This window comes from Carnobacterium sp. FSL E2-0243, assembly GCF_038003605.1.
Taxonomy (GTDB): Bacteria; Bacillota; Bacilli; order Lactobacillales; family Carnobacteriaceae; genus Carnobacterium; species Carnobacterium maltaromaticum.
The window spans coordinates 2962677-2975251 of the sequence record NZ_JBBOPM010000001.1 but is presented as its reverse complement, the minus strand read 5'-3'; the positions used below and the strand labels follow the sequence as shown (position 1 = coordinate 2975251).

The window sequence follows — 12575 nt, the reverse complement described above, 5'->3', positions numbered from 1 at the left end:
ATAAAGTGTTTTGTAAGGGGAAGTTGATTTGGATTTTTTTAGGAAGAGGTATCTCCGATTTGATGAGATGGTTAAGGTGGAAAAGAAGAAATAGAACTAATGAAGTTCAGATATGTTTAAGTAAAAAATGAGCTGAAGGGAGGCATAATAGACACTCCTTCTAGCTCATTTAAAAAGATTAAATTTTTTCTTGTTTCGTCAAACGATAACCGCCATGAAAAACAGGACCTACATATTCATTGAAGGCAAAGCCGCTACGAATAGCTTCTGAGACAAATTCTTTAGCCTTTAAGACAGAATCTCTAACTGTAAGTCCGTTTGCTAAACCAGCCGTGATTGCCGCTGCAAATGTGCACCCAGCTCCATGATTATAAGCAGGAGTGATTTTTTGATTTTCCAAGACTAAAAATTCTGAACCGTCGTAAAATAGGTCAATGGCTTTATCACCTGCTAAGGCTTTTCCACCTTTAATGACAACATTTTTAGCACCTAAAAGATGAATTTTTTTAGCGGCAGCTTTCATATCTTCTAAATTTGTTAGTTTTCCTAAACCAGATAAAACACCTGCTTCGAATAAATTAGGTGTTGCAACCGTTGCTAATGGGATTAATTCATCACGTAAAGCCTCAGCGCTATCTGGATTTAAGACTTCATCTTCGCCCTTGCAAACCATTACTGGATCAATAACGATATTTTTAAGTTGTTGTTCTTTGATTGTTTTCGCTACTAGATCAATAATAGAAACACTCCCAAGCATACCAGTTTTCAGAGCAGCAATTTCACCACCAGCTAGAATTGTTTTTAATTGTTCCTCAACAATAGCCACATCAATTGGATGCACCTGATGATGCCAACCGTTGTCTGGATCCATCGTCACGATAGTTGTAAGTGCAGCTAAACCGTAAGTACTATATTCTCCAAATGTTTTCAAATCAGCTTGAATACCAGCGCCACCACTTGAGTCGCTACCAGCAATAGTTAATGTTTTTGGAATTAATGTCATAAAATTTCCTCCTGTGTAATAAAAAGTTTGTTGAGCTGTTTAGGCCTGGCAGAAAAATAGGGAATTCCAATAAAAGTGTCCTTTTACTTTTTTGGGAATTTATCTTTTTTCCGAAGGACTGGTTCAAAAGAACTGGCCTAGATAAAAAGTTTGTTGATCCGTTTAGGCCTATCAAAAGCTTGGCGTTTCTAGTTTAGTTTTACGTTAAATAAGTCTATTTGTCAATTAAGAAAAGCTGAACTCAAGTAAGTTCAGCTACGTTTTTATAAATCTTCATTGATACAACGCATAATAGCCTCAGCAACACCGTTCTCATTATTGCTAGATGTTAGATATTTGGCATGGCTTTTAACTTCTTCTTCAGCATTTTCCATAGCAAAGCTTACACCTGCAACTTTGAGCATCGACACATCATTAAAATTATCACCAATTGCCATTACATTTTCCATAGGAATACCCAGCCTTTTTGCAGTTCTTGCTAAAGCAATTCCTTTTTGTGCATCTTTGTGATTAATTTCAATATTATTAATGAAAGAAGAGGTAATCGCTAAAGAACCTAATGTTTCAAGTTTTTCTTTAATAGGAGCGAGGGTATGTTGACCATCATCACTAAAAGCAATTAATTTCAGGACTTCAATCGAGTGGTCATTCACTAATTCTTTATAGTCATCAATGTAATTAATATTCATTAGCTCCAAACGCGCCGCTGCTAAAACAACGCCCATCTTATAAGTGGTTTCGGGATTTAAATTGACAAGTAAGGACGCAACAGATTCAATCCGTTTGACTTTATTATCAGAATAAATACCTTTAGAAGTGACTACTTCAGCATAAATATTGTGCTCTTTTAATAGTTGTAAAATTGTTCTAACCGTATCTTTTTCGATTCCGATATTATCAATAATTTTACCTTGGTCATCATATACTTGAGCACCGTTTAATGTAATCATTGGGCAATTAATGCCAACCTCTGTTAACAATGGATGAGCTTCAGTGTATCCGCGACCTGTTGAAACCATAAACTTAATACCACGGCGCTCAGCTTCAGCAATTGCCTGAGCATTTGCCTTTGAAATAACCATCTTCTCGTTCAATAACGTTCCGTCCATATCTGATGCAATCAGCTCTATCATTATTTTTCCTCCAATATTTTATGATCCTCTTTAGTTTACCATTAATATGGAAAAATGGTAAAGAAAAGATTTAATAAATCAGAAAACGAAAAAATCTATTTTTATTCTATTGTTTGCAACTTGCTTCATAAGAAAGAGTTGAGTACAATAGAAAGAAGAATTGAAAATTAACGTTACTTAGCGAGATTAAGTTAAAAGGAGACAAAAGCAATGTTGGAGAGTAGTCAACAATCCGGTCAATCTTTGGCCCAGCAAGTAGCTAACAAAATAGAGTCTTTAATTAAAGAGCAACGTTATAAAACTGGAGATAAATTACCAAATGAATTTGAATTGGCAACAGAATTAACTGTTGGAAGAGGTACCATCCGTGAAGCGATAAAATTATTAGCAGCGAGAAATGTCGTTGTAATTCAGCGTGGTAAAGGCACGTTTGTATCTAAAACACCTGGTATAACTGAAGATCCATTAGGGCTAAGCTTTATTAGTGATAAAAAAAGATTGAGTAGCGACTTAATGGATGTCCGTGTGATGATTGAACCAGAAATTGCTAAATTAGCCGCTGAAAATGCAACAAGCGAAGAAGTAGAACAAATGGAAAAAATTTGTGATGAGATTGCAACCTTAATTCATGCAAATGAAAATCATGAAACTAAAGATATTGAGTTGCATTCAGCTATTGCGAAGTCGAGTAAAAACGTTGTCGTACCTAGTTTGATTCCAATTATCCAAACAGCTATATCGTTATTTATTAATTTAACCAATCGCAGTTTAAAAGAAGAAACAATTGAAACTCATCGACAAATTGTAGAGGCAATTAAAAATAAAGATGGCGAAGCTGCAAAAAAAGCGATGCAACGGCATTTAGGTTACAATAAAGAAGAATTAAATCTATAAAAAAGGGTGAAGCAAGCTTGGATTTTGTCTCTAAGCTTGCTTCACCCTTTTATTCTTAATGATAAGCTAAATTAATTTATCAAAAAAGTTAGTTCAATAAAAATGAAAAAAGTGGGAATATGCTTAATAAAAATAAAGAAAAATTAGGGTTGGAATTTTTTTTCTCCATATTTTTTTGAAATAACATAAAACTGATTAGAACTAAAAATAAAACTAGAGCATTGAGTACTCTCGGTCCAGACGCGTATATTGTTGGTGAAAAAAACATTAATACACAGGAAAGTAAGCCAGCTAAATAGCAAAAAAATGTAAAAACAGGATTTCTAGTTACAAGGCATGAACAAAAGATAATATAGATAAGAACAGTGCTCCAAAAAATATAAGGAAATACTCCTATTATAAAATTTCTTGTCAATAAATTTTCAAAACTATCAAATGGAACGAAATTTATTCTATTTAAGTCAGTCAAAAGAGTTGGTTTTACTATTGTTAAGCTTAAGATAATTGTGCCTAATATATAGAATATTTTCTTTAATTTTTCAGATTGTAGAAGATTTATTGTTAGAAGAGAAATTAGTAAGATAAATAATTTAAAATGAGTAATAAGTTGTTCGAATAACCAAAATATACCTGTTTTCATATGTCCTAAAAAGGAAAGCTCATTAAATTCAGGAAACCATCTGACTATTTCAGATTCGAACCTTACTGTATTTCCTGGTGCAAAAGTCATTAGTAGTATCCCTGCGAATACTATCAAGGTTAGAATTATCAAGTAAATAGATGGCTTTTCTTTAATTGTGAATAGGTAGATATGATAAACAAACATGATTCCAAAAGCACAGAGAACTAATTGTTCATTAGAAATAGCAAAAATGCACGTAATAATTACTCTTACTAATTGTTTTAAAGAAAATTCAGTCGTTTTTTTTCTGAAAAATTTGTCAGCAAAAGGAATTAAGACATAAGCACCTAATGCTAATGGCCATAAATAATTAACAGAACCTGTCATCCAAAAAAAGCCGCTATTAATAACGTCAAATGATGAATAACCAAACAAAATAATAACCACCACGACATTGTATATCTTTATTTCCCCTTTAAATATTCGAACAATTGAAGTAGCTAACAAAAATATAAAAGACGTATTTAGCATTCTCCAGAGATTGATTGGGATGTGGAATATATAATATAACATCGTTTCCGGAAAAATTCGGGACGACCATGTATTGTATCTTAAGCTTAAATAATCAGCTAATGAATATTTATCCTTGATTAAAGCGAACCAACTATCATCACTACCTTCGATAAAATTAAATCGAAGTTGATAAAGAAATACGATGAAAATCAAGGTGCACCATAAGAAAATTGTTCTTTGCTTGTGATTGATTTTTAGGTCCATGTCATTTTTCTCCTACCTTTTATAAGTTTTTAATTATCTAGATGATTTATTTTATTAATTATAATATCTAAGTAAATTAAGTAATCTAATCCCCATTTAAGCATAATTATTGTGAAGAGTAAAGACTTTGTCTATATAATACTTAAAATCTAAGTTTAATACAAAATTTCAGTAGCTTTCATTGTATGTTGTTTCAAATTTAAAAGATAAATTAGATTAAAAGTTATTGATAAATGATTAAAAGAACGGATCCCTTGATGTTAAATAATAAATTAAAATAAATAATAATAATTATTGACATCCACTAAAGAAAACGTTATCATGAAACCGTAGTCATAAGACGTATGACGTCCGATGTATTTTAAAATGCTAAGGAGTGGTTAGATGAAAATTGGAATTATTGGTTTAGGTAAAATGGGTTTAAATTTAGCAGAAAACTGCGTAGATGCTGGTCACAAAGTTGTTGGTTTTGATTTGAAACCACCTGTGTTAAATCAAAAGCAAAAAAATATTGCAATCGTTACTGATTTAGTAGAAATGATTAAACAATTACCGAAACCACGTATTATATGGTCAATGGTACCTAGTGGCAAACCAACAGAAGCTATTTTTCAGGAAATGAATGAACTTCTGGATACAAATGATATTTTTATAGATGGCGGAAATTCAAATTATAAAGAGTCGGTTGTTCGTGGCAAGATAATGGAAGCTAAAAAGATTCATTTCTTTGATGTTGGAACCTCAGGCGGTATCGAAGGTGCTAGAGAAGGCGGTTGCTTTATGATAGGAGGAAATCAAGACGTATTTAAACAAATTGAACCTCTTTTTGTAGATATCGCTGTGGAAAATGGCTATTATTATGCAGGTGCTGTTGGGAGCGGACATTACTTAAAGATGGTTCATAATGGTATTGAGTACGGTATGATGCAAGCCATCGGCGAAGGTTTTGATCTTTTGGAGCATGCTCCATATGAATTTGATTATGAAAAAGTTGCAAAAGTTTGGAATAACGGTTCGGTGATTCGCTCGTGGTTGATGGAATTAACGGAATCAGCTTTTAGAAAAGATCAAAAATTAGAAGAGATTCAAGGAATTATGTATTCGTCTGGGGAAGGTAAGTGGACAGTTGAAGAATCATTGGAACAACAAGTGGCAACACCTATTATTACCATGTCGCTAATGATGCGTTATCGTTCATTATATCCAGATACATTTAGTGGGAAAGTGGTAGCAGCTTTGAGAAATGAATTTGGCGGACACGATGTAGAAAAGAAATAGAGGTGAAGGAAATGAAAGATTATTTAATTGGTGTTGATATTGGGACAACTAGTACAAAAGCAGTTTTATATGATGCGAAAGGAAATGTGAAGGGCTACGCGAATAAAGAATATCCTTTGTATCAAGAAGTACCAGATATGGCGGAGCAAGATCCAGATGAGATATTTGAAACGGTTATTGATGTATTAACAGCTGTTGTCCGTAAAAGTGGAGCGGATGTTACTAGAATTGCGGGAGTTTCTTTTTCAAGTGCGATGCATAGTTTGATTTTGTTAGATCAAGAAAAACAATTGCTGACACGTTGCATTACTTGGGCAGATAACAGAGCCTATCATCAAGCGGAAGAATTAAAGAACCATAAGGATGGTTTAGCTATTTATCATCGTACTGGAACGCCGATTCATCCAATGTCACCTTTAAGCAAAATTTTATGGTTGAAAAAAGAGCAGCCTGAACTTATTGCAAAAACAGCTCATTTTATCGGAATTAAAGAATATGTATTTTATAAATTATTTGGCCAATTTAAAGTGGATATCTCAATTGCTTCAGCAACTGGATTATTCAATATTCATCAACTTGATTGGGACCAAGAAGTTTTAGCCCTACTAGATATATCTGTGGACCAGTTATCTCAATTAGTTGAAACAGATTATCAAGTCACGGGCTTAAATGAATCTTATGCAGAGGTCATTGGCTTACCTGTGGAAACGCCATTTATTGTAGGTGCAAGTGATGGATGCCTGTCAAATTTAGGAGTGAACGCCATTGATGGCAAAACGTTAGCTCTAACGATTGGAACAAGTGGCGCTGTTCGAATGGTGACAGATAAACCTGTTACTGACCCAAAAGGACGAACTTTCTGCTATGCTTTAACGAAAGACAAATGGGTCATTGGTGGACCAGTCAATAATGGTGGAATTGTTTTTAGATGGGTTAGAGATCAATTATTCGCTCCAGAAAAGATAACAGCAGAGCAAATGCAAGTAGACAGTTATGAAATTTTAACTCAAATTGCTGAAAAGATACCAGCAGGATCAGATGGATTGCTTTTTCATCCGTATTTAGGTGGAGAGCGAGCTCCACTTTGGGATGCTAATGCTAAAGGCGCTTTTCTAGGTTTGACAACAAGGCATACTCGAGCTCACATGGTTCGCGCATCTCTCGAAGGAATTGTTTTTAACCTGTATTCTGTGATGTTGATTTTAGAAGAACTAGTGGAACGTCCCGAGAGAATTCATGCGACAGGTGGATTTGCTCGCTCAGCATTATGGCGTCAGTTACTGGCAGATATTTTTGAGCAAGAAGTATCTATTCCAGAAAGTTACGAAAGTTCTTGTTTAGGAGCAGCAGTGATAGGAATGGAAAGTTTAGGCTTAATTGATTCGATTGAAGAGGTCTCTAAAATGATAGGTGTAACAAATCAGCATACACCTAATGAAGCTCATTTCCCGGTTTATCGTGAATTACTGCCTATATTTATACGGACAACACGATTATTACAAAATGAATTTCAAGCAATTGCTGACTTTCAGCGGAAATATAGTAAATAGAGCAACTATTATTCTTCATTCGAGCCTGAACGAACTCACCAAGCTTTTTATTAGGCTAGCTCTTATGAGTTAGTCTCTCGGAAGAAAGATGAAATTTCGAGGTGGCAAAAACCGCCACATCAAATTTCCCTATTCTTCATTCGAGCCTGAACGAACTCACCAAGCTTTTTATTAGGCTAGCTCTTATGAGTTAGTCTCTCGGAAGAAAGATGAAATTTCGAGGTGGCAAAAACCGCCACATCAAATTTCCCTATTCTTCATTCGAGCCTGAACGAACTCACCAAGCTTTTTATTAGGCTAGCTCTTATGAGTTAGTCTCTCGGAAGAAAGATGAAATTTCGAGGTGGCAAAAACCGCCACATCAAATTTCCCTATTCTTCATTCGAGCCTGAACGAACTCACCAAGCTTTTTATTAGGCTAGCTCTTATGAGTTAGTCTCTCGGAAGAAAGATGAAATTTCGAGGTGGCAAAAACCGCCACATCAAATTTCCCTATTCTTCATTCGAGCCTGAACGAACTCACCAAGCTTTTTATTAGGCTAGCTCTTATGAGTTAGTCTCTCGGAAGAAAGATGAAATTTCGAGGTGGCAAAAACCGCCACATCAAATTTCCCTATTCTTCATTCGAGCCTGAACGAACTCACCAAGCTTTTTATTAATCTAGTTTTTATGAGCCAACTCCTCAAGAAAAAGATAAAAATTTGAGCTGTCAAAAAGTGTCATCTCAAATTTTTCTTATCTTTCTTGTTGGAGTTAACCGGCGCAACGAACTTTTTATACTAGGAGGAATTTGATGGAATTATTAATAGTAGGTATCGGCGTTTTGATTCTTTTGTTTTTGATTATGAAGGTTAAGTTAAATACGTTTGTTTCTCTGATTATTGTTTCAATTTTGGTTGCTATTGGTTTGGGAATGCCTTTAACTCAAATTATTACTACTGTTGAAGAGGGGGTTGGTAGTCAACTCGGTCATCTTGCTTTGGTTTTTGGGTTTGGAGCAATTTTAGGAAAGTTAGTCTCAGATGCTGGTGGAGCCTATCGTATTTCTACAACATTGATTAATAAATTTGGACGTAAAAAAATTCAAATTGCTGTTTTAATTGCTTCTTTTATCATTGGAATTGCTTTGTTTTTTGAAGTAGGTCTTGTTTTATTAATACCAATCATTTTTACAATTGCTAGTGAACTCGGTATCTCTATTCTATATTTAGGAATTCCCATGGCAGCAGCACTTTCTGTTACACACGGTTTTTTACCGCCACATCCTGCGCCAACAGCCATCGCAGGCATCTACGGTGCAAATATCGGAATGGTATTGTTGTATGGTATTGTCATTGCTGTTCCAACGAGTATTCTGGCAGGTCCTATGTATACTAAAGTAGCTCAGAAAATTGTTCCAGATGCATTTAATCGTGTCGGGAATATAAAAGCATTGGGGGAACAGAAAAAATTTACACTAGAAGATACTCCAGGTTTTGGAATTAGTACACTCACAGCTTTATTTCCAGTTATATTGATGGCGCTTGCAACTTGTTATGAATTGCTAAGTGGTGGGAAAATAACCGATAAATCTCCGTTGTATGAACAAGTCATTGCTTTGATAGGTACACCAGGTATGGCCATGCTATTATCCTTATTATTTGCTATTTATACAATGGGAGTTCGTCGCCAACAAACAATTCCAGCAATTATGAAATCAGCAGAAGAAGCGATTAAACAAATTGCTATGATGTTATTGATTATTGGAGGCGGTGGTGCTTTTAAACAAGTATTACTAGATGGTGGAGTCGGAGATTATGTCGCTCAATTATTTGCGGGTTCAACTTTATCTCCTTTAATTTTAGGTTGGGTAATTGCAGTAGTTTTAAGAGTTTGTTTAGGTTCTGCTACCGTGGCTGCTTTAACAGCTGCTGGACTTGCAGCTCCCTTGATGGCAGCGACAGGAACAGACCCAGCACTAATGGTAATTGCTACAGGAGCAGGTAGTTTGTTTGCCTCTCATGTAAATGATGCGGGTTTCTGGATGTTCAAAGAATATTTCAATTTATCGATTAAAGAAACTTTTGCAACATGGACAGTTTTAGAATCAATTATTTCAGTTGCGGGATTATTAGGAGCCTTAGCTTTGAATTTAATCGTTTAATTTTAAAGTCGGATTTTCTTTATGAAAATCTGACTTTTTCTTTTAAATTAAACCTATCAACTGTTATACTTGAAATGTAAACTATTATTAGTTGGTTACGACATAATAATTAAATATTTAGCTGAATTTAGCTATAATGGAATTTTAGGCTAGGACAACAAAATTTTTATATAAGGAGCGATATGATAATCATGAAAACAATTATTCATAACGATTGGCAAGATATTTTACAAGAAGAATTTGAATCTACTTACTATCAAGAATTAAGAGAATTTTTAAAAACAGAATATGCGGAACAAACTATTTATCCTTCGATGAATCATATTTGGGAAGCCTTTGAATGGACTCCATATGACCAGGTGAAAGTTGTTATATTAGGACAAGATCCTTATCATGGTCCTAATCAGGCACATGGGTTAAGTTTTTCGGTCCAACCAAATGTAAAGGTACCTCCTTCTTTAGTAAATATATATAAAGAATTAGCAGATGACTTAGGCATTACACCAGTTAATCATGGTTATTTAAAATCGTGGGCTGAACAAGGGGTTTTATTGATGAATACAGTCTTAACTGTTCGTGGTGGGTCAGCGAACTCTCATCGTGGGCAAGGCTGGGAGCGATTAACGGATGCCGTCATTAAAAAATTAAATGAACATGAAAAGCCTTTGGTCTTTATTTTATGGGGGAATCCTTCAATAGCCAAAAAACAACTGATTGATACAGAAAAGCATGTTGTTATTACCTCTCCACACCCAAGCCCATTATCTTCTTATCGTGGTTTTTTTGGTTCAAAACCCTTTTCTAAAGCCAATAAGGCTCTAGTTGACTTTGGTCAAACACCTATTGATTGGCAACTGCCAAAACAGGTTTAGAGAATAGTAACAATAAGTTTAGCGATAAACTGTACTAGTCAAATTTTAATAAATTGTTCACAATTACTAATTTTTAAGGATTTTTAAAAGAAAACAGCTGAAAAAACTGTTATTTTTTTGGAAAAGATAGTATGATAGAGAAAGAAAAAAATAATTGTATATCCTGGAGGGAATTTTTGTGGAGTTATTTGATAGCCTAAAATTTAAAATTGTGAGAAAAAAAATTAGAATTGTTTTTCCAGAAGGAACTGAACCTCGTATTCTTGGTGCAGCTGTTCGTTTGGCTTCGGAAGAACTAGTAACCCCTGTTTTAATCGGTAGCGAAGTAGCTGTTAAAGAAGCTGCTAAAAAACGTGGTTTCGTTGTGGATAATATTGAGATTATTGATCCGAATAACTATCCAGCTATGGATGAAATGGTTGCGGCTTTTGTTGAACGTCGTAAAGGCAAAGCAACTGAAGAGCAAGCTAGAGAAATGCTTAAAGATGAAAACTACTTTGGTACAATGTTAACTTACATGGGCTTAACAGATGGTTTAGTTAGTGGTGCTGTTCATTCAACTGGAGACACCGTTCGCCCAGCATTACAAATCATTAAAACAAAACCAGGAGTTTCTCGAACAAGTGGTGCGTTTATTATGTTACGTGGTCGCGATAATGAAAAATATCTATTCTCAGATTGTGCTATTAACGTAAATCCAAATGCACAAGAATTAGCTGAAATTGCGGTAGAAAGTGCTAAAACAGCTGCATTATTTGATATTGATCCTAAAGTTGCAATGTTAAGTTTCTCAACAAAAGGTTCAGCAAATGCTCCAGAAGCTAAAAAAGTTGAAGAAGCAACGAAAATTGCGCAAGAAATGGCTCCTGAAATTCAAATCGATGGTGAATTACAATTTGATGCAGCATATGTTGCTTCTGTTGGTCAACAAAAAGCACCAGATTCTGAAGTCGCTGGTCATGCAACTGTCTTTGTTTTCCCAGAATTACAATCAGGAAATATTGGTTACAAAATTGCACAACGTTTCGGTAACTTTGAAGCAATTGGACCTATTTTACAAGGTTTAAACAAACCTGTTTCTGATTTATCTCGTGGATGTAACGAAGAAGATGTTTATAAATTATCAATCATTACAGCTGCACAAAGCTTAATGAATTAAACTATATATTTAAGGAAACAAGTATTTTCACTATGAATTTAGTGAGAATACTTGTTTTAGTTTACGGAATAAGAGATACAAGGTATAATAAATGTTATAGATTTAGTTAGTTAAACTAAAATACAGTCCTAGGAGAAACGAATGAAAAATAATATTAATTATTACATCCAAGCAGTAAATACAGCCATTACGGATACTGAAGATAATGGTGAGCTTCTTAATGAACATTTTGAAGTAGTAAGAACAGCACTAGATAACGACAAAATCTCTGAAATTTCAATTGAACAATTAACGACAATCAAAGAAAAATTTGCAACTGGTACTGAAAAATACCGTGGGATTAACGCAACTTTAAATGGTTTGAAACCACCTATTAAAGTATTAGGTGTTCATAAACAATTATTAAAGGCATATCAAGACTTTGTTGAAGGCTGTCAAGCAATGACAGATAGTATTGATGCTACGAAGCAAAGTGTTGATGTAGAAGCATTTGAGCGTTCTGAAAAATTACAAGATGAGTCTTCAGATGCTATGATGAAAAACATTCAACGTATCACTAAAATTCTATTTTAATAAGCAAAGAGACTGAGAAATGAAAATTCTCAGTCTCTTTATTAATTTTAGACTTCGCGTACAGCAAAGTAATTTCCTTCACTATCAGCGAAGTTGAAAACTTTCATTTGCGGCATTTCAATTAGGTCACCAACCGTAATACCTTTTTCTTGGAATTCTGCGTAGAGAGTTTCAAGTTTAGATGAAGCGCTAAATAAAATTGAAGGCGTTCCTAAATTTAATTCTGGGTGTAGTTTTTCGACAATCTTACGGTCATGTAAAACAAAGCTAGTATCAGAGGTTTCTTTTGGGGCAATTTCAATTGAAAAAGTACCATCTCCGTTGTCCACCTCAGTAGATTTTGTAAAACCGACTTTTTGCGTCCAAAATTCAGCAGCAGCCTTTTGATCGTTAACGTATAACATTACTTGTCCAACTGATTCAATCATGTTCTTACCTCCGTATTTAAAATGAATTTATGTTCTTGGACTATCAGTATAAACGGTTTAGGTGATAGAATGCAAAAATTAACTTTTAATTGACTGCATACTTGAATAGAATCGTTAAATCTTAAGAAGTATTTCTGTTTATT

11 protein-coding genes are annotated in these 12575 nt (G+C 34.4%); 7 read left to right on the top strand and 4 right to left on the bottom strand.

Annotated elements, in window-relative coordinates:
- Positions 1-178 precede the first annotated feature (178 nt).
- Positions 179-1003 (bottom strand): pyridoxine/pyridoxal/pyridoxamine kinase, encoded by an 825-nt coding sequence (pdxK, locus tag MHI00_RS14135; RefSeq protein WP_332630624.1) that lies wholly within the window; start codon positions 1001-1003, stop codon positions 179-181.
- A gap of 263 nt (positions 1004-1266) precedes the next feature.
- A complete protein-coding gene (locus tag MHI00_RS14130) occupies positions 1267-2136 on the bottom strand; it encodes a Cof-type HAD-IIB family hydrolase (protein WP_341114423.1) in 870 nt (289 codons plus the stop codon).
- Between the two features lie 210 nt (positions 2137-2346).
- Between MHI00_RS14130 and MHI00_RS14125 the strand changes: the two genes are divergently transcribed.
- Positions 2347-3030: a FadR/GntR family transcriptional regulator gene (locus MHI00_RS14125; RefSeq protein WP_010054471.1), complete on the top strand. Its 684-nt coding sequence runs from the start codon at positions 2347-2349 to the stop codon at positions 3028-3030.
- Positions 3031-3118: 88 nt separating this feature from the next.
- On the opposite strand, the gene MHI00_RS14120 is transcribed toward MHI00_RS14125, so the two are convergent.
- Positions 3119-4429 carry a DUF6056 family protein gene (locus tag MHI00_RS14120; protein WP_341114422.1) on the bottom strand — a complete coding sequence of 437 codons (1311 nt, stop codon included), beginning with the start codon at positions 4427-4429 and terminating at the stop codon, positions 3119-3121.
- 384 nt (positions 4430-4813) lie between these two features.
- Between MHI00_RS14120 and gnd the strand changes: the two genes are divergently transcribed.
- The 6 genes from gnd to MHI00_RS14090 all read left to right on the top strand — a co-directional run bounded on the left by gnd (position 4814) and on the right by MHI00_RS14090 (position 12004).
- On the top strand, positions 4814-5707 hold the full coding sequence (gene gnd / locus MHI00_RS14115; protein ID WP_035064575.1) for a phosphogluconate dehydrogenase (NAD(+)-dependent, decarboxylating): 894 nt from the start codon (positions 4814-4816) through the stop codon (positions 5705-5707).
- A gap of 11 nt (positions 5708-5718) precedes the next feature.
- Complete coding sequence (gntK, locus tag MHI00_RS14110; RefSeq protein WP_015075513.1) at positions 5719-7257, top strand: gluconokinase; 1539 nt, start codon at positions 5719-5721, stop codon at positions 7255-7257.
- 793 nt (positions 7258-8050) lie between these two features.
- The gene (locus MHI00_RS14105; RefSeq protein ID WP_187958182.1) at positions 8051-9400 is read left to right on the top strand and encodes a gluconate:H+ symporter; all 1350 of its coding nucleotides are present in this window, start codon (positions 8051-8053) and stop codon (positions 9398-9400) included.
- Between the two features lie 191 nt (positions 9401-9591).
- Positions 9592-10272: a uracil-DNA glycosylase gene (locus MHI00_RS14100; RefSeq protein WP_341114415.1), complete on the top strand. Its 681-nt coding sequence runs from the start codon at positions 9592-9594 to the stop codon at positions 10270-10272.
- Positions 10273-10450: 178 nt separating this feature from the next.
- Positions 10451-11431 (top strand): phosphate acetyltransferase, encoded by a 981-nt coding sequence (pta, locus tag MHI00_RS14095; RefSeq protein WP_010054477.1) that lies wholly within the window; start codon positions 10451-10453, stop codon positions 11429-11431.
- 141 nt (positions 11432-11572) lie between these two features.
- Positions 11573-12004, top strand: coding sequence for a hypothetical protein (locus MHI00_RS14090; protein ID WP_010054478.1), 432 nt, complete (start codon positions 11573-11575; stop codon positions 12002-12004).
- 47 nt (positions 12005-12051) lie between these two features.
- Here MHI00_RS14090 and MHI00_RS14085 read toward each other — a convergent pair whose 3' ends face one another.
- Positions 12052-12432 carry a VOC family protein gene (locus MHI00_RS14085; protein WP_035064561.1) on the bottom strand — a complete coding sequence of 127 codons (381 nt, stop codon included), beginning with the start codon at positions 12430-12432 and terminating at the stop codon, positions 12052-12054.
- Positions 12433-12575: the final 143 nt, after the last annotated feature.

Excerpts from the sequence above, each read along its gene's own strand:
- MHI00_RS14105 (WP_187958182.1), top strand. The coding sequence starts at position 8,051 with ATGGAATTATTAATAGTAGGTATCGGCGTTTTGATTCTTTTGTTTTTG.
- MHI00_RS14085 (WP_035064561.1), bottom strand. The coding sequence starts at position 12,432 with ATGATTGAATCAGTTGGACAAGTAATGTTATACGTTAACGATCAAAAG.
- MHI00_RS14100 (WP_341114415.1), top strand. The coding sequence starts at position 9,592 with ATGAAAACAATTATTCATAACGATTGGCAAGATATTTTACAAGAAGAA.
- MHI00_RS14130 (WP_341114423.1), bottom strand. The coding sequence starts at position 2,136 with ATGATAGAGCTGATTGCATCAGATATGGACGGAACGTTATTGAACGAG.
- gnd (WP_035064575.1), top strand. The coding sequence starts at position 4,814 with ATGAAAATTGGAATTATTGGTTTAGGTAAAATGGGTTTAAATTTAGCA.
- gntK (WP_015075513.1), top strand. The coding sequence starts at position 5,719 with ATGAAAGATTATTTAATTGGTGTTGATATTGGGACAACTAGTACAAAA.
- MHI00_RS14120 (WP_341114422.1), bottom strand. The coding sequence starts at position 4,429 with ATGGACCTAAAAATCAATCACAAGCAAAGAACAATTTTCTTATGGTGC.
- pdxK (WP_332630624.1), bottom strand. The coding sequence starts at position 1,003 with ATGACATTAATTCCAAAAACATTAACTATTGCTGGTAGCGACTCAAGT.
- MHI00_RS14090 (WP_010054478.1), top strand. The coding sequence starts at position 11,573 with ATGAAAAATAATATTAATTATTACATCCAAGCAGTAAATACAGCCATT.
- MHI00_RS14125 (WP_010054471.1), top strand. The coding sequence starts at position 2,347 with ATGTTGGAGAGTAGTCAACAATCCGGTCAATCTTTGGCCCAGCAAGTA.